Origin of the sequence: Janthinobacterium aestuarii (assembly GCF_051380835.1) — a bacterium.
Taxonomy (GTDB): Bacteria; Pseudomonadota; Gammaproteobacteria; order Burkholderiales; family Burkholderiaceae_D; genus Janthinobacterium; species Janthinobacterium aestuarii.
This window is the reverse complement of the sequence record NZ_JBNYXU010000002.1, coordinates 410,397-431,472: the sequence shown is the minus strand read 5'-3', so window position 1 is coordinate 431,472 and position 21,076 is coordinate 410,397. Positions and strand designations below refer to the sequence as shown.

Sequence of the window (21,076 nt, the reverse complement as noted above, 5' to 3'; positions counted from 1 at the left end):
ACACCAACACCAACACCAACACCAACACCAACACCAACACCAACACCAACACCAACACCAACACCAACACCAACACCAACACCAACACCAACACCAACACCAACACCAACACCAACACCAACATCAGGAATTAGCACTGAATCACTTACCAAGAAAATTGGCGTATGTGATGGAATGACCAATTTGTTGTATAAATTCGCAATTGCCGCAGGTGCGTGTATTACATTGGTATATTTATTCAGTATCCAATTCTTTCCCGCCGGAATGACCCCAGGTGAGGTTGTTTTTTTTGGTTTCGTTGCATTGACATTCGGCATACTTTACTGCTTGCTGTTATTTTATGGTGCGGTGTCATCCATTTGGTTTATCAAGGTTCTTTCCTGGATTGCGCATTTAATCCGCAAGTTGTGGCCGGGATCCTCCGTTGTGCCGTATACCTTGCCTGCCCTGATCAATGGCATCGAGTATCTCGTGGTATCAGTCTTCATTTGCGTTGTTGCAATATATATTTCATATATACAGAATGATGCCGCTGTGGCCATGTTATTGCTGACGTTTTTTACTGCGGGTTTTATATCCATCTTGTTGGCGACCGTTGGCCGCCATGTGCCAGCAGCCGGCGTAGTGTCGACCATCCCCCTGTGGCGACGAATCATTGCGGCCGCCACCGTGCCCCTGGTTATTGTCCTTACCATCGGCCCAACCATGAAGATGGTGCATATGGTTTTTGAAGGTTTGGGTGTGCGTAATCCTAACGTCAGTATTGAAGTTTCAGAAACTGAGTTGGGTGAAATCGAGCGGATTGCTGAGGTGATAGGCCGGCCAGTATTGGATTGCCGCAGAGCTCCTGGCGGTCGGTTGCTGGTACATAATGCGGATGTATTGTGGAGCAGTATTGGTAATGTCGCCATGGTGTCGTTCAGTGTTCGAGCCGCTAAGGATCCATCTTATTTCAGTGCTGACCAAAAAATACTCAAGGAGGCAATCTTGCGGCTTGATGCTACATCTATGCGCATTATTAAAACGCAGCCAAGAATGGATCCTTGCTTCGACGTATCTGCTGACATGTTATTCGAGACGGGTAATGAAACATTAACCTCTGTCGCTCAAGCCAGTCTGCATTCGGTCGCTGATGCGATTCTGGCATCGGGTACACCTGGTCGTATCATCGTTCGTGGCCATAGCGATGCTCGGCCTCTCAGCCGATCCGTTGCTGGTAAGGTCGTTGATAATCAGCATCTTTCTGAATTGCGCGCCGATGAGGTCGCTAAAGTCCTGAAATCGTTGCTGAAAGCGCCTTCCGCTACCATTGTTTCAGAAGGCGTGGGGCGCCGTGAACCGAAGGTTAAATGCGTTGAAATGCCCGGTATGACGCAGTACGAACGTGAGCGTTGCCATGCTCCTAACCGTCGCGTGGAGATTCGAGTTCATTACGTACGCGAGAGCAAGCCTGCACAGCAACAGGTCGCATCGGTGAGGAAGTGAGCATGTAGCTTTAACAGGCACGTGATGGCATCGAGCGTGGAAACAAACGGGGTCTTTTGAGCTTGTTGCCCGGCTCACCTGTTCCACGACTAATGCTAAAGTGCATCATCGGCTCCTGTTTTCAGGAGCCTCTTTTGCCTGCCGCTTATGCTTGCGCCACCGCGCCTGCCGCTTCGAGAATCAGCGCCGCCACTTCGACGGGTCGCGAAGCCAGCGAGGCGTGGCTGGCGTTGAGCGTGATGACTTTCCTTGCGCCCAGGCGCGCCGCCATGCGTTCCTGGTTGACGGGGGAAATCATGCGGTCGGCGCTGGAAATCTGGTACCAGCTGGGCTTATGCTTCCAGGCCGGGTCGCTGACGGTGTCGCCGAAGGTGCTGGCCAGCGGCGCTTTCTGCATCACGCCCAGCACGGCGCCTTCTTCCGCGTCGAGGTCCTGGCAAAAGCTGTCATGGTACTGCTCGGGCTTGACCCACAGATAGCCGTCGCTGTCGCCCTCGAGGCTCGTCGCGCCGATGGGCGGGTGTTCCTGCGTGATGCTGCCCGGGCTTTCGCCCGCGTCGGGCGCGAAGGCGGCGATGTAGACGAGGCCCGCCACATTCGGCGCATTGCCGGCCACGCTGATGACGGCGCCGCCGTAGGAGTGTCCTACCAGCAATACCGGGCCATCGACTTGCGCCACCATCTTGCGTGTGCGCTCGGCGTCGTCGGCCAGCGACGTCAACGGCAGTTCGACGGCACGGATGGCCGTGTGGCCGTGGCGCCGCAATTCGACAATGACGCGGCTCCAGTGGGCGGCGCCGCCCCAGAAACCGTGGACGAGGACGATGGTGGCTTGTTTGCTCATGCGAATACTCCTTGTGGCGGTAGCGCCGACGGGGGCGACACAGGCCGCGCGGCCCGTCAGCAGGCAGCCGTGCAGTGTCCAGCCTGGCCATTGTAGGCCGTTCCCGCGAAGCCGGCGCCGGACCGGCCACAGGCGTCACTTGGTGAATGAACAATCCCGGTTAAAATAATGTCTGGAGCGTTGCAGCGGCATTGACGGGGTCAGTCCTGATTCCGCTCGGGTTGATATCCATAACAAACTACATGACAATGAAATTAGTATTCACCGCTACGCTGGGCCTTTTATCGCTGCTTCACACATCGTCCTCCTTCGCGGAGAACGTGAATGGAAAAAATCTCTACATGCAGCGATGCGCCGTGTGCCACGGAGCGGAGATCAAGGGAACAGGGCCGCTGGCAAATAAAAGCAATCCCCGTACCCCCGATCTGACCACCGCCGCTTTCAAGAAACGGCTCATTGATTATCCCGGCGTGATCGTCTCGTCGGTGATACTGCGTCCGAATGGCGACCTGATTCCAAAGACGTTGAAAGAAAATGGCGTCAAGATAGCGCCGCACGCCTGGAGCGTGAAGGATTTTCGCGATCTGAATCAATACATGAACGGCATGATTTTACAAAAACGATGACGCCGCACGGCATGCCGACATAACCGCGCTAGTGCGACACCAGCACCGGTAACGTCATCTCTTGCAGTACCGTGCGCGTGACGCCGCCCAGCAGCGCTTCGCGCAGGCGCATGTGGCCGTAGCAGCCCATCACGAGCAGGTCGCAACTGCACTGGGCCGCCATGGCCAGCAGGGCCGTGCCCACGTCCTGGCCCGGCGGCGTGTCGTGCTGCACCACCTCGACGTTGACGCCGTGGCGCGCCAGGTACAGGGCCAGATCGGCGCCCGGCTGCTCGCCATGCGCGGCCGGCTGGGCGTGCGAATTGACGACGGCCAGGGTCACCTGCCGCGCCCCTTGCAGCAGCGGCAGCGCATCGGTGATGGCGCGCAGCGCTTCGGCGCTGCCGTTCCAGGCCAGCAGCGGATGCTGCGCGATGCCCGCTGGTGCGGCGGACGGCGCGTGCGGCACCATCAGCACGGGCCGGCCGCAATGGAGCATCAGGTATTCGGGCGTGCCGGCGATGACGCGCGACGGCGTATCCTGCGCATCCGTCTGGCCCAGGATCAGCAAGTCGCAATAACGGGCCTGCAGCAGCAGCGCGCCTTGCGCGTCGTCGTCGACGAAGCGCGTTTCGTAGGTTCCCAGGCCTTCCTCGCGGGCGATGCGCTCGAAGTCGTGCAAGGCCTCGCTGGCCTGGGAGCGCAGCGCCTGCATCTGCGCCGGCGCAAACTGCAGCGCGTTGACGCCGCCGCCATACGCGTAGCGCGAGATGCCGCTCATGGCCGAGCCGATCAGGTGAGCGCCTTCGGCAACGGCCAGGCGCACGGCCAGGCGGATGCGCTGGGCGCAGTGGCGGGAATTGTCTACGTGGACCAGCAGGGTGGTGTAGGGCATGGCGTTTTCCTCGGTTGTCGCTCGGTTGTCGCTTGGTTGTCGGTGGTCAGGTTTGCAGCACGTAGCGGCCCGGCGCATCGCCCAAGGCAGCCCCCATGGGCGGCGGCGCCACTTGCGTGTCGGAGTGCTGCGCCAGCCACGCCTGCCAGGCGGGCCACCACGAACCGTCGTGGTGCGGCACGTCGCGCTGCCAGCTGTCCGCGTCGATGTAGGGCGCGTCGTGGCGGTGCGTGGCCAGCTGGTAGCTGCGGCGCGGCTGGCCCGGCGGCGAGACGACGCCCGCATTGTGGCCGCCCGAGGTGAGCAAAAAGGTGACGTCCGTGTCGGTCAGCAGCTGCAGCTTGTACACGGAGCGCCACGGCGCCACGTGGTCCGTCAGGGTGCCGACGGCAAAAATGGGCGCATCGATGTCGGGCAGGGCGATGTGGCGGCCCGCCGTGCGGTAGCGGCCTTCGGCCAGGTCGTTGTGCAGGAACAGACGGCGCAGGTATTCCGAGTGCATGCGGCAGGGCATGCGCGTGGCGTCCGCATTCCAGGCCATCAGGTCGCTCTCCTGCTCGTCTTGCCCCAGCAGATAATGGCGCAGCTGGCGCGACCAGATCAGGTCGTTCGAGCGCAACAGCTGGAAAGCGCCCGCCATCTGCTTCGTATCGAGGTAGCCCTGCTTCCACATGGTCGCTTCCAGGAAGCTGACCTGGCTCTCGTCGATGAACAGCGACAGTTCGCCCGGCTCCTTGAAGTCCACCTGCGAGGCCAGCATGGTGAGGCTGGCCAGGCGCGCATCGCCGTCGCGCGCCATCGTCGCGGCGGCGATCGCCAGCAGGGTGCCGCCCAGGCAGTAGCCGGCCGCGTGCACCCGCGGCGCGTCCGTGATGCGGACGACGGCGTCGAGCGCGTCCATCACGCCCAGCTGGCGGTAGTCTTCCAGCGACAGCTCGCGGTCTTCTTCCGTGGGGTTTTTCCAGGAAATCATGAACACCGTGTGGCCCTGGCCCACCAGATAGCGCACCAGCGAATTGTGCGGCGACAGGTCGAGGATATGGAACTTCATGATCCACGCGGGCACGAACAGCAGGGGCGTCGCATGCACCTTGGCGGTCGTGGGCGCGTACTGTATCAATTCGATCAAGTCGTTGCGGTAGACCACCTTGCCCGGCGTGACGGCCACGTTCCCGCCCACCTTGTAGCGGCGCGTGTCGGGCGCATACGGTCCCATGGCGGCGCGCCGCCAGTCTTCGGCCAGGTGCCGCGCGCCGCGCGCCAGGCTGGCGCCGCCGCTCTCGAGGGCCGCTTGCTGCACCACGGGATTGGTCGGCATGAAGTTCGACGGCGCCAGCATGTCGAGCCACTGGCGTACGGTAAACGTGACGACATCCTCGTGGTGCGGCGCGACGCCGCGCACGCCCGTGGTGGCGCGGTGCCACCATTGCTGCTGCAGCAAGAAGCCCTGGTAGACAAGGTTGTATGGCCAGCGCCGCCAGGCCGGATCGTCGAAGCGCCGGTCCTGCGGCAGCGGCGCGATGCATGGCGGCTCCGAGGCGCCGCCGGCCAAGGCCGACTGCAAGGCATATTGCTGCCAGCGGCCGATCTTTTTCCGCGCTTCTTCCAGCAGGGTTTGCTGCTTCGACGGCGCCAGCGCCAGGTGGCCGAGCCAGTCGGCATGGGCGTTGCCCAGCGCGGCCGGCGAAATGCCGCCCGTAAACTTGCCCAGCCAGGCGTTCAGCAACAGGTCCAGGGTGGCGCCTTCCGGCGCGCTTTCCGGATAGTCGGGCGCCGGCCCGCCTTGCCAGGCGCTGCCCAGGCGCTCATGTTCAACGTCGTGTTCCGCATGGCTCGGCTGCGTCTTGCTCATCCAGGACTCCTGTCATTTTTTTACAGGATAGCAAGAGCTTGTTCAAAAAATTATGATCTACATCAAGTTTAGCCGGATGCGTGCAGCATGTGGCTTGCCGCCTGGATGGCCGTGTCCGTTTCCTGCACAAAATGCCGCAGCTGCTCTTCCAGCGCATCGAGCCGCGCCAGCAACGTGCCCTGCGGCGCCTTTGCCGCTTCGCGCTCGATGGCGGCGGCAATGGCGACGGCCGGTGCGGCGCGGAAGTTGGCCAGCAAGCCGGCCAGGGTGTGCGCCTGCCGGCTGACGGTGACCCGGTCGTCCGCGCGCAGGGCCGTGCGCAGTGCCTCCAGCTGCACCGGCAAGCCGGTCAGGAACGATGCGCCGATGATGCCGATCACGTCGGCGTCGGCCTGGGCCAGCGCGGCGCCGTAGCCGAAGCGCGGCGTCTGCTTGTTTATCTGCAACACATGCTGCTCGATCAGGCTGTGGAAGGCGGCCGTACGGAACGGCTTGGACAGGTAGTCGTCCATGCCGCCGGCGATGCAGCGTTCGCGGTCGCCTTCGAGGGCGCTGGCCGTCATGGCGATGATGACGCTCCTCGGCATGCCTTGCGCTTCGCGTGCGCGGATCTGCGCGGTGGCTTCGAAACCGCCCATCTCCGGCATTTGCAAGTCCATCAGTATCATGTCGAAATGGCCGGCGGCCTGGCAATCGAGGGCGATGCGGCCGTTTGCCGCATGCGTGACGCGGTGGCCCGCATTCGACAGCAGCACGGTGGCCAGTTCTCGGTTCATGGCGTTGTCCTCGACGAGCAGGATGTCCAGGCCGGGCATGCTTTCGCGTACGGCCTGGCGCGTCGCCACGGGCGCGGCGCTGGGCATGCCGCGGCAGGTGCCCAGCACGCTCATGGCGACGGTCAGCAATTCCTCGGGGCTGGCAGGCTTGAGCAGGTAGCCGCCGATGCCCAGCTCGCGGCAGCGCGCCGCGTCGCCCAGGCTGCCGCAGGACGACAGCATGACGATGGGCACCCGGCTCCAGTGGGGCAGGGCGGCCAGCGCCGATGCCGTGTCGAAGCCGTTCATGCCGTGCATGGCGAAGTCCATGATGATGCAGTCCGCCGGCAAGGCGCCGCGGCAGTGCGCCAGCGCCGCCTCGCCCGACTCGCAGGCGGTGACCGTGGCGCCGCTGTGCTCGAAGATCCGGCGCAGGATGGTCAGGCTGCTGGGATTGTCGTCCACCAGCAGGATGTTGCGTGCGGCCAGCGAGGCGTCGGGCGGCGGCGCCAAGGGCTGCTGCTCGCCGATGGGCAGGGCCAGGTCCACGGTGAAACAGCTGCCCTTGCCCAGTTCGCTCGTCAGGTCGATGCCGCCATCCATCATCGTCACCAGGCGGCGCGTGATCGACAGGCCCAGTCCCGTGCCGCCGAAGCGCCGCGTGGTCGACCCGTCTTCCTGCTGGAAGGCGTCGAAGACGGCCTCCTGCATGTCGGCGGCGATGCCGATGCCCGTGTCGCGCACGCTCAGGCGCAGGCTGGCCACGCCATCGCCGCTGGCGCGCAGCCGGGCGCTGACGACCACCTCGCCATGCGGCGTGAACTTGATGGCGTTGCCCGCCAGGTTGGTCAGCACCTGGCGCAGCCGGCCCGGGTCGCCGAGCAGGGTGTGCGGCAGCGCGGGATCGACGTCGAGCACCAGTTCCAGGCCGCTGGCCTGCGCCCGCATGGCGTGCGCGCGCATGGTTTCCTGCAGCAGCTGGCGCAGGTCGAAGGGGATGCTTTCCAGGCTCAGCATGCCCGCCTCGATCTTCGAGAAATCGAGGATGTCGTTAATGATGCACAGCAGGGCGTCGGCCGAAGCCTTGACGATTTCCAGGTATTTGCGCTGGTGGGCATCGAGCTCGGAATCGAGCACCAGGTCCGTCATGCCGAGGATGCCGTTCATCGGCGTGCGGATCTCGTGGCTCATGTTGGCCAGGAATTCGCTCTTCGAGCGGCTGGCCGATTCGGCCACTTCCTTGGCCAGCAGCAGCGCGCGCTCGGCCACCTTTTGACTGGAAATATCGACGATGGTGCCCACCAGACCGTGCAGGCTGCCGTCGGACTTCAGCAGGGCCGCCTTGCTGCACAGGACATCGACCTGCCGCGTGCCGACGGTCAGCCGGTCTTCATAGGACTGGTTGCCCCGGTCCTGCAGCAGCGCCAGGTCGTGCTGCAGCGCTTGCTGCGCCTGCTGCTGCGGCAGGATGTCGGCCACCGTCAGGCCCGGGATGCGCGCCTGGTCGAGCTGGAAGAAGGCGCAAAAGGCGCGGTTGGCGCGCAGGTAGCGGCCCTGCACATCCTTCAGGTACAAGGGGATAGGGATGGTTTCGATCAGCGCATCGACGAAGTTGAGGTTGTGGCGCAGCTCGCGCGCCGCCTGGCGCCGCTCCGTGATGTCCGTCAGGCTGCCCGTGATGCCGGCCAGCTGCCCCTGGCCATCGCGTTCGGCGCGCGCGCACACATCGATCCAGCGCACATTGCCGTCGCGGGTCACGTAGCGGGCTTCATGGCGCATGCTGTCGACCTGGCCGCCCAGCAGCTGGGACAGGCCGGCCGCGGCGCGCTCGCGGTCGCGCGGGTCGACGAATTGCAGCACGCTCTTGCCCAGGCTGTCGGCGGCGCCGAAGCCCGTGATGGTGTGCCAGGCGGGGTTGAGGAAGGTCCAGGCGCCGTGCAGGTCCGTGCGGAAGACCACTTCATTGAGGCTGTTGACGACGTTGCGGTATTCGCGCTCGCTTTTCGCGATGGTCTCGGCCATGCGCTTGCTGTCGCTGATTTCCGTGCGGATGGCGATGTACTGATACGGCTTGCCGGCCGCGTCGAGGAAGGGCACGATGGTGGCGTCGACCCAGTATTGCCCGCCATCCTTGGCATGGTTGCAGATTTCGCCGTGCCACACGTGGCCGGCCGTAATGGTTTGCCACATCTGCGCAAAGAAGGCGTCCGGATGCGCGCGCGAATTGATCAGGCGGTGCGTCTTGCCGACCAGCTCTTCGCGCGCGAAGCCGCTGATGGCGCAGAATTTGTCGTTGACGTAGATAATGACGCCGGCCGTGTCCGTGATGCTGACGATGGCATGCTGGTCCATCGCGAAGCGCTGGTTCTGCAATTCGATGCGGCGCAGTTCCTGCTGCGACACCAGCTCGGCCAGCAGTACCGACAGGCCTTCGATATCGTCTTCCTGCGGCAGGCGCAGGCCGGAATCGTTGTTGTCGAGCAGGCGCACGGCCGCCACGCGCAGCGACTGGATCACGCGGTTGCGGCTGGCCAGTTCCGTGCGCAGCAGGTCATTCGTCATGCTCAGTTCATTCGAACTCAGTTCCAGGCTGCGCGAGCGCAGGTCCAGGTCGCGTTCGGACTGTTCGTAGGCGCCGTCGATGCGCTGCAGCAGGGCTGGCAAGCCGGCCAGGAAACCGGCCAGTTCGGGCGGCGTGTCCGCCTGCCCGCACAGCGTTTGCGCCTGTTCCAGCAGGGCGGCGCAGGCGGCGTCCGAGTCGATATCGCAGACGCGGTTCAATTGGCGTGCCAGGGTGCGGTTCATGCTTCGCTCAATACAGTCACGGTCATCGTCTGGTTGTGCAGCTGGCATGCGCCATGCGGCTGGGCGATGCCGATTTCGCCGTTCGAGTAAAAGCCGGCGATGCAGGGTGCGCCGCCCAGCAGGTCGGCCACGGCTTCGACCTCTTCCTCGGCCCGGTCGCCCATCACCAGCTTGCGCCCCACGCAGCTGACCAGCAGGGCCAGCTGGTCGCCCTGCGCATCGGCGTGGGGGGCGACGCCGCGCGCGGCCGTCTCGGCTCCGTCGATCAGCCGGTTGGTACTGGAATGCATCAGTCTCAGGTAGCCGTCGGCGAGGATGTCGCCGGCCAGGGTCAGCGAACCTTGCTCTTCATCGATGGCGAGGATGGTGCGAAAGACATTGCTTTTTTCATGCGCCGCCGTGAGCATTTCAAACGGGAACAGCAGGCCTGAAGCGGGCAGATCGCGCGCATGGTCGCCCAGGTACAGCTTGTAGATGTCGAGCGCCCGCGCGCCATCGAGGCCATACAGCACGTTGTCGACGCAGCGCGTCACCTTGCGCGCGGGGCCGAATGCTTCCCAGCCCGCATGGCTGCCGTAGCCGAGGCGGATGCGTTCGCCGTACAGGCCGACGGCGACGATGGTATTGTCGGCCGCGCCGCGCGGGCCCAGGGTCCACGTCTGGCGGAAGGCGCCGCCGTCCGCCGCCAGCCCGCCCGACACCGTCACGCCAGGCGGCAGGTTCGCCTGCAGGCCGGCGATCAGGGCGCTGCCGTTGATGGCCACGCCCGTGCCCAGCATGAAGACGGCCGTCAGGCCATCGTGCGGCAGGGCCTGCGCCAGGCGCTCGCCCGTGTCGTGCGAATCGGCCATGTCGCAGATGATGGCGTCGGCAATCGCCACCGTGGTGTGGGCAAAGCGGATGGCCGTGATGACGCAGCTGTCGTCGTAGACGCGCTTGCCGGCGATCTCGCCCGCCGTGGAGCAGCCGGTGATGATGGCGCCGGGCAGCCGGCGGCGCAGCGCCGCCGTGAGGTCGGGCGTGGCAAAGTAGGGGCAGGCGCCGAAGACCAGCACCAGGTCGGGGTTCATGGCGGCCAGCGGCGCCAGGGCCGCATCGATGTCGGCACGGTTTTTCAGGATCAGTTGTTGCACGCGCATGGCAGGCTCCTCGCTTACAGTGGGTGGGCGTGTTGCTGGACGGGGTCGGGCAGGCTGTCGCGGATGGCGAGCACCTCGTCCCAGGCGCCCAGGAAGGCGTCGATGCACAGCGGGCAGAAATGGCTGCCCCGGTTTTCCTCGAGGTACTGGCGCGCCTGCGCCAGAGGCCAGGCCGGCTTGTACGGGCGCTCCGAGCTGAGCGCGTCGAAGACGTCGGCCACGGCGACGATGCGCGCCGACAGCGGTATCTGCTCGCCCGCCAGGCCGTCCGGATAGCCGCTGCCGTCATATTTTTCGTGGTGGCCGCAGGCGATTTCCTCGGCCAGGCGGATCAGCGGCGAATCGCTGCCGGCGAGGATATGGCCGCCGATTTTCGCATGCAGGCGCATGATGGCCATTTCATCGGGATCGAGCCGCCCCGGCTTGAGCAGGATATGGTCGGGCGTGGCCAGCTTGCCCACGTCGTGCATGGGGGCCGCCTTGAGCAGCAGGTCCTGCCATTGCGCATCCATGCCCAGGTTTCCGGCGATCAGCGCCGAGTAGCGCGCCATGCGCATGATGTGGGCGCCCGTTTCCGGGTCGCGGAATTCGGCCGCCCGCGCCATGCGCGTGACCAGCTCCATCTCCCTGGCCGTGACGTTGGCGATGGCCTGGGCCACTTCGTGTTCGAGCAGCTTGGCGCGGTCGGCCAGCATGGTTTGCGCCGTGCGTAGGGCCAGCAGGTTGCGCACGCGCAGGCTGAATTCGATGGTGTCGACGGGCTTGGTGAGAAACTCGGTGACGCCCAGGGAAAAGGCCTGCTTGCGCACGGCGCGGTCGTTTTCGGTGGTCACCATGATGATGGGGATGTCGGCCATGCCGCCCATCTTGCGGAAAATGCTGAGGAACTCGTTGCCCGACAGGCTGGGCATCCGGTAGTCGAGCAGGACCAGGTTCGGCACGTGCGATTCGCACCAGTACAGCGCATCGACGGGATCGTTCATGCAGACCGTCTCGATGCTGCTGGCCTTGCACGCCAGGGTCGATAGCAGGCTCAGATTGGTGTCGTTGTCATCGACGATCAGGATGCTCATGGTGTCTCCGGCGGATGGCGGTCAGGTGGCGGACGGGACGGCGGTGGCTGGCTCAGGCCGCCAGCTCGCCCGTGGCGTGCATGCCCAGGCCCGCCAGCAGGCTGTCCATGTCGAGCACGATCAGCATGCGCTCGTCCAGGGCGCCGATGGCCGTCACGTGGCCGGCCATGGCCGAGCCGTGCAGCTGCGGCGGCGGCTTGATCTGTGCCGGCGCCAGCGGCACCACGTCGGCCACGCGGTCGACCACGATGCCGGTGGCGCCATGCGCGAAGACGAGGATGATCACCACCGTCGAGGCATCGTACGCGGGCTCGGCCTGGCCGAGCGCGATGCGCAGGTCGGCCAGCGGCACGATGCTGCCGCGCAGGTGGATGAAGCCCTTGAGGAAGGCGGGCGTATTGGCGATGCGGGTGACGGCGCCGTAGCCGCGGATTTCCTGCACCAGGCCGATGTCGATCGCGTATTCCTCCTTGCCCAGCCCGAAGACCAGCAATTCCCGTGCGCGCGCTTGCGCCCGTTGACCCGCTGCCGTGGCATGTGTCGTGGTCGTTTCCATGTGCTTGCTCCTGTCAGGTGCTGCGTACTGCATGAGACTGCGAGGATCGCCGGGCGGGGTTCAAGCCTGCTCGACGCGGTTGCGGCCATTTTTCTTGGCCTGATACAGGGCGGCGTCGGCCTGCGTGAAGCCGGCTTTCCAGTCGCCGTCCGCAGGCAGTGGCGCCAGTCCGATGCTGATCGTCACCGCGATGGGCGCGTGCTCGAACTCGACTTGTGCCGCGACCACAGCAAGGCGGATGCGCTCGGCCACCTGGCGCGCCCTGGCCAGGTCCGTATGGGGGAACAGCAAGCCGAATTCCTCGCCGCCCACCCGGGCGACGACATCGGCGGCCCGGGCCTGGGCCAGGACGACGGCCGCGATGGCTTGCAGCACGGCGTCGCCGGCCGCATGGCCATGCTGGTCATTGACACGCTTGAAGAAGTCGATGTCGGCGATGCCGATGGTCATCGGGCGGCCCGAGCGCCTGGAGCGCGCCGCCGTGCGCACGGCGTCGATCTCGAAGGCGCGGCGGTTGGGCAGCTGGGTCAGGGGATCGCTGAGGGCGATGCGCTGCAACTGCTGCCAGCGGGCCGCGTTCTGCTGTTCGATGGCCAGTTCGCGGCGCTGGTCGATGAAAAAGGCGCCCATGAAGTTTTCGTCGTCGAGGGTGCCCAGGTCCATGGCCTTGAGCACGATGGGCAGCATCGTGCCATCGCGGTGGCGAATGGCGAAATGGCGCTTGTGGCCCAGCACCCGGGACTTCTCGTAGCCGGCCAGATACGCGCCGATCTGCGCGCCATGCTGCTCGCGCACGGCGTCGGGCAGTAGCGCCTCGATCTGCTGGCCCGGCAAGCTGCCCGCGGCATAGCCGCTCAGCGCATACATGGCGTCGTTCGCATAGCGGATGCGCGAGCCCGCATCGATGATGACGGCGGCGTCATCGGCGGCGTCGAGCAGGCGCAAGGCCAGGATTCTGTTCATCTGCTTGTCCCCTACAAAGAAGGTGGAGATACCGGGCGGTCGAGGCAAAGAGGTCTGCCGAATCGCCGTGGGCGCTCCTTTACATTCATCATACATCAAATAAAAATGATTTCAACAAATATTGTGATTTTAATGATTTTATTTGGATTTTCGACACAGGCAAATCAGGAGCAGATGGTGTAAACAGCAGGTGGTGCGTCATTTCTCTCTATGGCGAGTAGAATTTTCGCCTTCGTTCTTCTTGCCATTGGAAAGAAAAAACGATTTTTTCGTGAATTTATTTATTGTATTCGGTAAATTTATGTAGCAAAATGCAGTGAAGCAACACCCATTCACTGTGGAGAGAGGAGACGGACATGCATACGAAGATGTCGGCAAGAGGCAGCGTAGAGTCTGGCAAGGGCTATCCACACGGGGCACAGGTGCGCCATGCATTCATGCAGCGCCTGAAGGCGATCGCTTACCTGGCCCTGTTGCTGGCCGTGGTGCCGGCCGCGGCCTGCATCGCCACGGGGCGCGCGGGCATGCCGGCGCCGTTCAGCGCCATGTGCGGCGTGGTGTCGTGCGCGGCAGGAGACCATGCACTCTAGCCGGCCTGCGCTTCCTCGCGGATCCATGCCATGAATGCCTGGACGGCAGGGCGCGTGGCCGCGTCGGGCCGCGTCACCAGGTAGTAGGCAAAGCGCGCGGGCCAGGGCAAGTCCAGCACTTGCACCAGGCGTCCCGCGGCGATTTCCTCCTGCGCGTACAGCTGCGGCACCAGGGCCAGTCCCTGTCCCGCCTCGGCCGCGCGTATCAACAGAAAATCATCTTCGAAGGCCGCGCCGCGCAGCGCCCGCGCCGCATCCGCGCTGCCGTCCGGGGCGCCATGCGCGGCCAGCCACAAGGGCCAGTCGGCGCGGTCCGTATCGTGCAGCAGCGGGTAGCGCAGGCAATCGCCGGGCGCGGTAATGGGCGGCTGGGCTGCCATCAAGGCGGGACTGGCGACGGGCACCAGCACGGGTGCCATTAACCGCGTCACCTGCAAGCCCGGATACTCTCCCAGGCCGTGGCGCAAGGCCACGTCGACCCTGTCGCGGCGCAGGTCGACCAGCGCCGATGTGGCTTCCACGCGCACCTCGATCTGCGGGTGGCGCTGGTTGAAGCGGCCCAGGCGCGGCACCAGCCACGCGGCGGCAAAGGTGGCGACCGTGCTGACGGTGAGCGTCTGGCGCCCAGCCATGTCTTCCAGCGCCTGGCTGGCGCCGGCGATCTGCGCGAAGGCACCCAGCAGGGTGGGGTGGACCATGGCGCCCGCTTCGGTCAGGCGCAAGCCCTGGCGTTCGCGCGTAAACAGGGGCATGCCGACCCGTTCTTCCAGCAGGCGGATTTGCTGGCTGACGGCGCCTGACGTCACGTGCAGCGCTTCGGCGGCGGCCTTGATGCTGCCGCGCTGGCCCACTTCGACAAAGGCGCGCAGTGCCTGGAGCGGTAAAGGATGCTTCATCGATATAGTTTTTCTATAGTAAGACAGCAAAAATCATCGTTTCCATTTTCCGAAAATCAGAGCGAGGATGGCGGTGTTTACAACGCTTATTTTACTTCAGTAAAACTATATCGACAGGATACTCCATGCACAGCATCACATCCCCGGCGGGTTCGCTTGAACTCTACACCGACAGCTCGCCCAACGGCTTCAAGGCCACCATCGCGCTGGCCGAACTGGGCTTGCCTTACCGGCTGCGCCATGTGCGCATCGACCAGGGCGAACACCGGCTACCCGCTTTCCTGGCCCTTAATCCGCACGGGCGCATTCCCGTGCTGGTCGACCACGCCACAGGCATTACCGTGTTCGAGTCGGCTGCCATCTTGCTGTACCTGGCCGAGAAGACGGGACGGCTGTTGCCCGCAGTGCCCGCGCAGCGCTGGGCCGCCATCACCTGGTTGCAATTTCATGCGGCCAGCGTGGGGCCGGTGCTGGGCCAGCGCGTGCATTTCGAGATCGCCGACGCGGGCGTGAACGTGCCCGCCACGGCGCACTTTCGCCGCTTGTGCGACGCCGCGCTAATCGCCATGGATGGCCGCCTGGCGGCCAACGCCTACCTTGCGGGCGACGACTATTCCATCGCCGACATCGCCAGCTTCGGCTGGCTGCACATCGCCCGCATCGTCGGCTTCGATTTATCCCCCTGGCCCCACGTCAGCAGCTGGTACGCCCGCGTGGCGGCCCGTCCGGCCGTGCAGCTGGGCGTCACTATCCCCGCGCCCGCCACGGGCGCCTGATTTTTATCGAGGAACAGCATGAGCAATGACATCACGGAAGGCGCCTCGTCGCAGGCCTTCACGCAGCACCGCGGCTACCGCCGCATGTTCGCGCCCGGCGCGCTTACCCTCGGCATTTACCTGCCGCTGCGTTTTTACCAGGGCGACATGCAGGCGCTGGCCGGCCAGGCCGACCTGGTCGCCGCCATGGACAGGCAAGGCTTCGCCGCCGCCTGGGTGCGCGATATTCCCCTGTTCGACCCGCGCTTCGGCGATGCGGGCCAGCTGTTCGACCCGTGGACCTATCTCGCCTACCTGGCGGCGCGCACGGACTCGCTGGCCCTGGCCACGGGCAGCGCCATTTTCACCCTGCGCCATCCCATCGACCTGGCCAAGGCGGCCGCCAGCATCGACCAGCTGTCGGGCGGGCGCCTGGTGCTGGGCACGGCCTCGGGCGACCGCGCCAGCGAATTTCCCGCGTATGGCGTGCCGTACGATACGCGCGGCGAACGCTATGCGCAGGCCGTGCACCTGTTTCGCCAGTTGCTGCGCCCTGGCCCCGCGCATGTCAGCAGCCCGCTGGGTAAGCTCGATGGCCTCGAACTGCTGCCCAAGCCCGTGGCGGGCGCGATTCCCCTGATCGTCACCAGTTCCTCGGGCCAGCCTTTGGCATGGATAGGGCGGCATGCCGATGGCTGGCTGACGTATCCGGAAGCGACCGGTACGCCGGACGGGCCGCGCCGGCTAGCGGAAAAGATCCGCGCCTGGCGCCAGTGCATCCCGGACGGCGGCTTTCGCCCGCACATGTGCAATGAGTGGCTGGACCTGGTGGACGACCCCGACTATCCGCGCACGCCCGTGCGCAGCGGCTATGTGCTGCGCACGGGGCGCAAGGGCTTGATCGATCTGCTGGGGGAATGGCAGGAAGCGGGTGTCAACCATGCGGCACTGGGCATCCAGCATGGCCGGCGTCCGGCCGCCGAGGTGCTGCAGGAACTGGCGCAGGAAGTGCTGCCGCATTTTCCGTCGCATGCGGCGCCGGCCAGCGCCGTGCCGCGCTGGTAAGTATGGCTAGAACGCCTGGCTGGCGGCGTAAATGAGCAAGCCGGCCAGGCCGCCCACGACGGTGCCGTTGATGCGGATGAATTGCAGGTCGCGCCCGATGGCCAGTTCGATGCGCTCGCTCATTTCTTCCTTGCTCCATAAGTCGAGGCGGGCGGCGATAAAGGCGCCCACTTCGCCACGGTAGCGGCGCACCAGCGACCCGCTGCCGGCGACGATGGCGCCGTTCAGCCATGCCCGCGCATGCTCGTCCGTGCCCAGCACCCGGCCCGTGTTGCGCGCCAGGCTGGCGATCGCTTGCGCCAGCACGGGCTGGTCCGCGTGCAGGTCGGCCAGCACGCGCGTGCTGATGTGCTTCCACACGTCGCCGAGCATGGCTTGCACCGTGTCGCTGGCGACCAGCTGCAGCTGGTAGCGGCGCACGGTCTCCTGCCACTGCGGATCTGCCTTCAGGTGCAGCGCACTGTCGGCGATCCAGCCGGCGATGCGCTGGCGCAGCGGATGATCGGGATCGAGGCGTACGGCGATGGCGAACTTTTGCAGCGAGGCGATCATGCGCGGCTCGTATGCCTTCACGGCCTTTTTCACGAGCGCGTTCTCGATCTGGAAGGCGCCCAGCACGAAGTCGCCGATGGCCGCGTGGTGCGCCTCGTCGTCGAGGTAGGCGGCGCCGCGGTCGAGCAGGAAGTCCAGCAGCTGCTGCGGCTTGCCGTCGGCGATCAGCGCATCGATGCAGTCGGCCGCCACGTCCGACAGGTTCAATTGACCGAGGTAGCCGCTGGCCTGCTGGCGCAGCAGGTGGCCCAGCTTGTCGTGGTCGGCCATGGCCAGCAGCTGTTTCGCCACGCCGGCGCTGGCCATGCCCAGCTGCCGCGCGTGGTCCTCGTCGGCCAGCCAGGCGCCCAGGCGCGCGGCGGGATCGGCTTGCGCGATGCGCTCGGCGATGCCTTGCTCGGTAATGAAATGGTTTTCCACGAAGGCGCCCAGGCTGCGCCCGATGTCGGCCTTGCTGTTCGGGATGATGGCCGTATGCCACAGGGGGATGCCGAGCGGGTGGCGGAACAGGGCCACGACGGCGAACCAGTCGGCGATCGCCCCCACCATGGACGCTTCGGCGAACGCCTCCACATAGCCCCAGGCCGGGTGGCCGCCCCGTTGCGAGCGGGCCACGGCGAAGACCAGCGCGGCCAGCAGCAGCAAGCCGGCGGCCAGCCACTGCATGCTGCGCAGGCGCGCGCGCTTGAGCTGGTCCGTGCTGTGGTCCAGCTGTTTGATGAGGTCGGGGGAGCGTTGCATGGATGGCGGTCTGCAGGGTTGCGAGACCGCCATCTTACTGCGATGGCGCAGTGGAGGGATTACTGTTGCGGATGCAGCAGCGAACGGCGGCGCGCGTAGCCGAAGTAGATGGCCAGGCCGATCACGAGCCAGATGGAAAACGCCATCCAGGTGACCCAGCTCAGGAAGCTCATCAGACCCACGCACAGGATCACGGCCAGCGCCGGCACGTACGGCACGCCAGGGCAGCGGAAGGCGCGCGGCAGGTCCGGGCGCTTCTTGCGCAGCACCACAACGGCAACGGAGACCATCGTGAAGGCGGCCAAGGTGCCGATGTTGATCAGTTCAGCGAGGATGTTGAGCGGTATCACGGCGGCGATCAGGCCGAAGACGATGCCGACGAGCCAGGTGGCGAAGAACGGTGTGTGGAAGCGCGGGTGCACGGTCGACAGGCGCTTGGGCAGCAAGCCGTCGCGCGACATGGCGAAGATGATGCGCGTCTGGCCGAAGGCCATCACGAGAATCACGGTGGTCATGCCGAGGATGGCGCCCAGGTCGACGAAGCCGGCGATCCAGTTTTCGCCCGCATACTGCAGGGCCAGCGAGACGGGATGGTCGACGCCGAGGAATTTTTGATACGGCACGATGCCCGTCATGATGGCCGACACCACCACGTACAGCACGGCGCACACTGCCAAGGAGCCGATGATCCCGATCGGCAGGTCGCGCGACGGCTTCTTGACTTCCTCGGCGGCCGAGGTGACGGCGTCAAAGCCGATGAAGGCGAAGAAGACGAGGGCGGCGGCGCTCAGCATGCCGTGGTAGCCGAACGGCATGTAAGGCTGCCAGTTGGCGGGCTGCACGTGGCGCGCGCCGAAGATGATGAACAGCAGCACCACGCCCACCTTGATGGCGACCATGATGTTGTTCAGGCGCGCCGATTCGCGCACGCCCCAGCCCAGCATGGCCGTCAGCAGCAGCATGATGACGAGGGCGGGCAGGTTGATGAAGGTGGTCACGCCAGGCAGGGCGCCGGGTGCGGCCGTCAGGGCGACAGGCAAGGCGATGCCAAAGCCCGACAGCAGCGACTGGAAGTAGCCGGACCAGCCGACGGAGACGGCGGCCGCGGCCAGGCCGTACTCGAGCAGCAAGTCCCAGCCTATCATCCAGGCGGCCAGCTCGCCCAGGGTGGCATAGCTGTAGGTGTAGATGGAGCCGGCCACGGGCACGGTGGAAGCGAACTCCGCGTAGCACAGGGCGGCGAAGCAGCAGGCGACGGCCGCCACGACAAACGACAGCGACAGGGCGGGCCCGGCCGTCAGGGCGCCCGTGCCGGTCAGCACGAAAATGCCCGTGCCGACGATGGCGCCTATGCCCATGAGGACAAGGTCGAAGGGCCCCAGCACTTTCGCCAGACCTCCCGGTTTCTTGCTGTGGGCGATCATGTCATCCAAATTCTTGGTTCTAAATAAGCTCACTGTGTCTCCTGGTGGTTTTTGTCATGGCGCCATTGCCGCCTCGTGAGTAGCACGACGCAGCCAGATTCTAGCCCACGCGCCCTTGATTCCAGAAGGAAAACCGTACGGTGCCGTGCGCGCCAGCCCCGCAAACTTGTCCGGCAGGCAAAAAAACAGCCCCGGATGGTGGCCCGGGGCTGGAAAGGAGACTGCTACAGTTGGTTACTCTGGCTTACTTGGCAAAGTGCGCTTCGATCTCTTCCAAGGTCTTGCCCTTGGTTTCCGGCAGCAGGAAGGCGGCCGCCAGGAAGTACAGCACCGTGCAGCCGGCGCCAAAGAAGAACAGGGTCGAATAACCGTGCAAGCCCACGGTCGGCAGGAAGATGGCGGCGATCACGGTCGAGACGAACTGGTTGACGAGCAGCGCGATGCTCATGCCGTTCGAGCGGATGCGCGTCGGCATCAGTTCGGACAGGGCCAGCCACACGCACACGCCCGGTCCCACGGCAAAGCTGGACACGAACACGCAGATGGCGATCGCCACCAGCCAGCCGTGCGTGGACGAGGGTACTGGGCCCAGGCTGGCCTTCTCGATGCGCAGCGGCGCTTCGCGTCCGGCGGCCGGATCGGCGAAGGGATTGAGGTGCAGCTTGCGGAAGAACACGCCGATCACGCTGTCGGGCTGCACGGCGTCGTCGCGGGCGATCGTCACCTGGCGCAGCACGGGGTCGTCGCTGCGCAAGCTTTTTACGTTCGTGAACGGGCCGTAGGCGTAGGCGATGGTCAGCTGCTGCGGCGTGCCGTCGGCCGCCGCGCCCAGGGCCGTCAAGGCGGCCGCATCGAGGTTCAGGCCCAGGCTATCGGCCTGCACTTGCGCGGCGATGGCGGGGCGCACGTCGGCCAGATGCGCTTCGGCGCTGCGGAACAGCAGGCCGGCCGCCAGCAGCGAGACGACGATGCCGCCCGTGCCCAGCATCAGCAGGAATTTGCGGCCCTTGCGGTCCACCAGCAGCACCGCCACCACCGTCATCACGGCATTGAGTACTTTCAGCAAGACGTCCGCCATGTTGGCCGAGGCGCCCGACAGGCCTGCCTGGTTCAGGATATTGACGACGTAGGCGAGGATGGAATTGATGCCCGTCGCCTGCGTGCAGGCGAGGATCAGGCATGCGAGCAGGAAGGGCAGCACGTAGCGGCGGCTCAGCAGCGGGTCTTTCGCCTTGCCGCTGGCCTTGGCCGTATTCTCGGGCGTATCTTCCATCTCGCGCAGTTCGATGTCGGCGGCGGCGGGCAAACGCGTGCGCAGCAGCGACTGGCGCGCCTGCTCGATGCGGCCCCGTTGCGCCAGCCAGCGCGGCGACTCGGCCAGCAGCAGGGCGCCGATGGTAAATACGAGGCCCGGCGTCAAGCAGACCCAGAAGATGCTGCGCCAGGCCTGGTCCTTGGCCGTGAAAATGGCGGCGACGCGGCCCGCTTCCGGCAACGCTTGCGCGGCCTGCGTGGCCGTTTCCACCGTCTGCGCCTGCATCAGGCCGATCAGGGCGGCGGCCACCAGGCCGATGGTCAGCAGCAGCTGGAACAGGGCTGCGCCCCGTCCGCGCTGCTGCGCGGGCAGGCATTCAGCCAGGTACAAAGGCACGACGACGCCGATCAAGCCGCCGCTGATGCCTTGCAGCAGGCGGCCCAGCAGCAGCGGCGTGTAGCCGTCGGCCAGCGCGATCAGCGGGATGCTGGCGCTGAACAGGGCGCCGGCCAGGAACATCACCCAGCGCCGGCCCAAGATATCGGCCAGGGCGCCGGCGAACAGCGACGACAGGACCGATCCCAATAGCACGGCGGCGACGATAAAGCTCAGTTGCTGTGCCGTCAGTTTCCAGGCCACGGAGGCCGTCGATTCCAGGTAGGGCAGGGCGCCGGCGATGATGCCGATGTCTATGCCGTACAGCAATCCCCCCATGCCGGCAATAAATAGCAGGTAGCGCATGGCCCACACGGGGGCCTTGTGTGACGTGTCGTGCATGGTAACTCCGGGACGGGGTTGAGGTTGAGGGGATGAGTCTGGAGACTGA

Annotated in this window: 18 protein-coding genes; 5 read left to right on the top strand and 13 right to left on the bottom strand. The window is 65.2% G+C overall.

Features of this window, described 5'->3' with window-relative positions; all coding sequences use genetic code 11:
* On the bottom strand, positions 1 to 317 hold a 317-nt coding region (locus ACQ4WO_RS08055), incomplete at its 3' end, for a hypothetical protein (protein ID WP_436480960.1).
* Between the two features lie 10 nt (positions 318 to 327).
* Between ACQ4WO_RS08055 and ACQ4WO_RS08050 the strand changes: the two genes are divergently transcribed.
* Complete coding sequence (locus ACQ4WO_RS08050; protein ID WP_436480959.1) at positions 328 to 1,485, top strand: OmpA family protein; 1,158 nt, start codon at positions 328 to 330, stop codon at positions 1,483 to 1,485.
* Positions 1,486 to 1,630: 145 nt separating this feature from the next.
* On the opposite strand, the gene ACQ4WO_RS08045 is transcribed toward ACQ4WO_RS08050, so the two are convergent.
* Entirely contained in the window at positions 1,631 to 2,329 is a 699-nt protein-coding gene (locus ACQ4WO_RS08045; protein WP_436480958.1) for an alpha/beta hydrolase, read from the bottom strand.
* Positions 2,330 to 2,577: 248 nt separating this feature from the next.
* Here ACQ4WO_RS08045 and ACQ4WO_RS08040 point away from each other — a divergent pair, with 248 nt between their 5' ends.
* Positions 2,578 to 2,955 (top strand): c-type cytochrome, encoded by a 378-nt coding sequence (locus ACQ4WO_RS08040; protein ID WP_436481180.1) that lies wholly within the window; start codon positions 2,578 to 2,580, stop codon positions 2,953 to 2,955.
* A 28-nt stretch (positions 2,956 to 2,983) separates the two neighbouring features.
* Here the strand turns inward: ACQ4WO_RS08040 and ACQ4WO_RS08035 are convergent, their stop codons facing one another.
* From ACQ4WO_RS08035 to ACQ4WO_RS08005, 7 genes are all read right to left on the bottom strand, one after another.
* A complete protein-coding gene (locus ACQ4WO_RS08035) occupies positions 2,984 to 3,829 on the bottom strand; it encodes a universal stress protein (RefSeq protein WP_436480957.1) in 846 nt (281 codons plus the stop codon).
* A 46-nt stretch (positions 3,830 to 3,875) separates the two neighbouring features.
* A complete protein-coding gene (locus ACQ4WO_RS08030) occupies positions 3,876 to 5,681 on the bottom strand; it encodes a PHA/PHB synthase family protein (RefSeq protein ID WP_436480956.1) in 1,806 nt (601 codons plus the stop codon).
* Between the two features lie 68 nt (positions 5,682 to 5,749).
* Complete coding sequence (locus tag ACQ4WO_RS08025; protein WP_436480955.1) at positions 5,750 to 9,241, bottom strand: PAS domain S-box protein; 3,492 nt, start codon at positions 9,239 to 9,241, stop codon at positions 5,750 to 5,752.
* Positions 9,238 to 10,380 (bottom strand): FIST signal transduction protein, encoded by a 1,143-nt coding sequence (locus ACQ4WO_RS08020; protein ID WP_436480954.1) that lies wholly within the window; start codon positions 10,378 to 10,380, stop codon positions 9,238 to 9,240. Before ACQ4WO_RS08020 ends, ACQ4WO_RS08025 begins: the two co-directional genes overlap by 4 nt.
* Positions 10,381 to 10,394: 14 nt before the next feature.
* Positions 10,395 to 11,453, bottom strand: a complete 1,059-nt coding sequence (locus tag ACQ4WO_RS08015) for an HD domain-containing phosphohydrolase (RefSeq protein ID WP_436480953.1) — start codon at positions 11,451 to 11,453, stop codon at positions 10,395 to 10,397.
* Positions 11,454 to 11,505: 52 nt separating this feature from the next.
* A complete protein-coding gene (locus tag ACQ4WO_RS08010) occupies positions 11,506 to 12,009 on the bottom strand; it encodes a chemotaxis protein CheW (RefSeq protein WP_436480952.1) in 504 nt (167 codons plus the stop codon).
* Between the two features lie 60 nt (positions 12,010 to 12,069).
* Positions 12,070 to 12,972: a GGDEF domain-containing protein gene (locus tag ACQ4WO_RS08005; RefSeq protein WP_436480951.1), complete on the bottom strand. Its 903-nt coding sequence runs from the start codon at positions 12,970 to 12,972 to the stop codon at positions 12,070 to 12,072.
* 356 nt (positions 12,973 to 13,328) lie between these two features.
* On the opposite strand from ACQ4WO_RS08005, the gene ACQ4WO_RS08000 reads away from it, so the two are divergent.
* A complete protein-coding gene (locus tag ACQ4WO_RS08000; protein WP_436480949.1) occupies positions 13,329 to 13,562 on the top strand; it encodes a hypothetical protein in 234 nt (77 codons plus the stop codon).
* Here ACQ4WO_RS08000 and ACQ4WO_RS07995 read toward each other — a convergent pair.
* Complete coding sequence (locus ACQ4WO_RS07995) at positions 13,559 to 14,458, bottom strand: LysR substrate-binding domain-containing protein (protein WP_436480948.1); 900 nt, start codon at positions 14,456 to 14,458, stop codon at positions 13,559 to 13,561. The two genes, ACQ4WO_RS08000 and ACQ4WO_RS07995, sit on opposite strands and share 4 nt — an antisense overlap.
* A gap of 125 nt (positions 14,459 to 14,583) precedes the next feature.
* Here ACQ4WO_RS07995 and ACQ4WO_RS07990 point away from each other — a divergent pair, with 125 nt between their 5' ends.
* On the top strand, positions 14,584 to 15,234 hold the full coding sequence (locus tag ACQ4WO_RS07990; RefSeq protein ID WP_436480947.1) for a glutathione S-transferase family protein: 651 nt from the start codon (positions 14,584 to 14,586) through the stop codon (positions 15,232 to 15,234).
* An 18-nt stretch (positions 15,235 to 15,252) separates the two neighbouring features.
* Positions 15,253 to 16,278, top strand: a complete 1,026-nt coding sequence (locus tag ACQ4WO_RS07985) for an LLM class oxidoreductase (protein WP_436480946.1) — start codon at positions 15,253 to 15,255, stop codon at positions 16,276 to 16,278.
* A gap of 6 nt (positions 16,279 to 16,284) precedes the next feature.
* Here ACQ4WO_RS07985 and ACQ4WO_RS07980 read toward each other — a convergent pair whose 3' ends face one another.
* The 3 genes from ACQ4WO_RS07980 to ACQ4WO_RS07970 form a co-directional block, all read right to left on the bottom strand.
* Positions 16,285 to 17,571 carry a DUF445 domain-containing protein gene (locus ACQ4WO_RS07980; RefSeq protein ID WP_436480945.1) on the bottom strand — a complete coding sequence of 429 codons (1,287 nt, stop codon included), beginning with the start codon at positions 17,569 to 17,571 and terminating at the stop codon, positions 16,285 to 16,287.
* A 59-nt stretch (positions 17,572 to 17,630) separates the two neighbouring features.
* The gene (gene bcaP / locus ACQ4WO_RS07975) at positions 17,631 to 19,028 is read right to left on the bottom strand and encodes a branched-chain amino acid transporter BcaP (protein ID WP_139091872.1); all 1,398 of its coding nucleotides are present in this window, start codon (positions 19,026 to 19,028) and stop codon (positions 17,631 to 17,633) included.
* Between the two features lie 211 nt (positions 19,029 to 19,239).
* Complete coding sequence (locus tag ACQ4WO_RS07970) at positions 19,240 to 21,027, bottom strand: MFS transporter (protein WP_436480944.1); 1,788 nt, start codon at positions 21,025 to 21,027, stop codon at positions 19,240 to 19,242.
* Positions 21,028 to 21,076 lie beyond the last annotated feature (49 nt).

Excerpts from the sequence above, each read along its gene's own strand:
- ACQ4WO_RS07990 (WP_436480947.1), top strand. The coding sequence starts at position 14,584 with ATGCACAGCATCACATCCCCGGCGGGTTCGCTTGAACTCTACACCGAC.
- ACQ4WO_RS08005 (WP_436480951.1), bottom strand. The coding sequence starts at position 12,972 with ATGAACAGAATCCTGGCCTTGCGCCTGCTCGACGCCGCCGATGACGCC.
- ACQ4WO_RS07980 (WP_436480945.1), bottom strand. The coding sequence starts at position 17,571 with ATGCAACGCTCCCCCGACCTCATCAAACAGCTGGACCACAGCACGGAC.
- ACQ4WO_RS08040 (WP_436481180.1), top strand. The coding sequence starts at position 2,578 with ATGAAATTAGTATTCACCGCTACGCTGGGCCTTTTATCGCTGCTTCAC.
- ACQ4WO_RS07970 (WP_436480944.1), bottom strand. The coding sequence starts at position 21,027 with ATGCACGACACGTCACACAAGGCCCCCGTGTGGGCCATGCGCTACCTG.
- ACQ4WO_RS08000 (WP_436480949.1), top strand. The coding sequence starts at position 13,329 with ATGCATACGAAGATGTCGGCAAGAGGCAGCGTAGAGTCTGGCAAGGGC.
- ACQ4WO_RS08030 (WP_436480956.1), bottom strand. The coding sequence starts at position 5,681 with ATGAGCAAGACGCAGCCGAGCCATGCGGAACACGACGTTGAACATGAG.
- ACQ4WO_RS08035 (WP_436480957.1), bottom strand. The coding sequence starts at position 3,829 with ATGCCCTACACCACCCTGCTGGTCCACGTAGACAATTCCCGCCACTGC.
- ACQ4WO_RS08025 (WP_436480955.1), bottom strand. The coding sequence starts at position 9,241 with ATGAACCGCACCCTGGCACGCCAATTGAACCGCGTCTGCGATATCGAC.
- ACQ4WO_RS07985 (WP_436480946.1), top strand. The coding sequence starts at position 15,253 with ATGAGCAATGACATCACGGAAGGCGCCTCGTCGCAGGCCTTCACGCAG.
- ACQ4WO_RS07995 (WP_436480948.1), bottom strand. The coding sequence starts at position 14,458 with ATGAAGCATCCTTTACCGCTCCAGGCACTGCGCGCCTTTGTCGAAGTG.
- ACQ4WO_RS08045 (WP_436480958.1), bottom strand. The coding sequence starts at position 2,329 with ATGAGCAAACAAGCCACCATCGTCCTCGTCCACGGTTTCTGGGGCGGC.
- ACQ4WO_RS08010 (WP_436480952.1), bottom strand. The coding sequence starts at position 12,009 with ATGGAAACGACCACGACACATGCCACGGCAGCGGGTCAACGGGCGCAA.
- ACQ4WO_RS08015 (WP_436480953.1), bottom strand. The coding sequence starts at position 11,453 with ATGAGCATCCTGATCGTCGATGACAACGACACCAATCTGAGCCTGCTA.
- ACQ4WO_RS08020 (WP_436480954.1), bottom strand. The coding sequence starts at position 10,380 with ATGCGCGTGCAACAACTGATCCTGAAAAACCGTGCCGACATCGATGCG.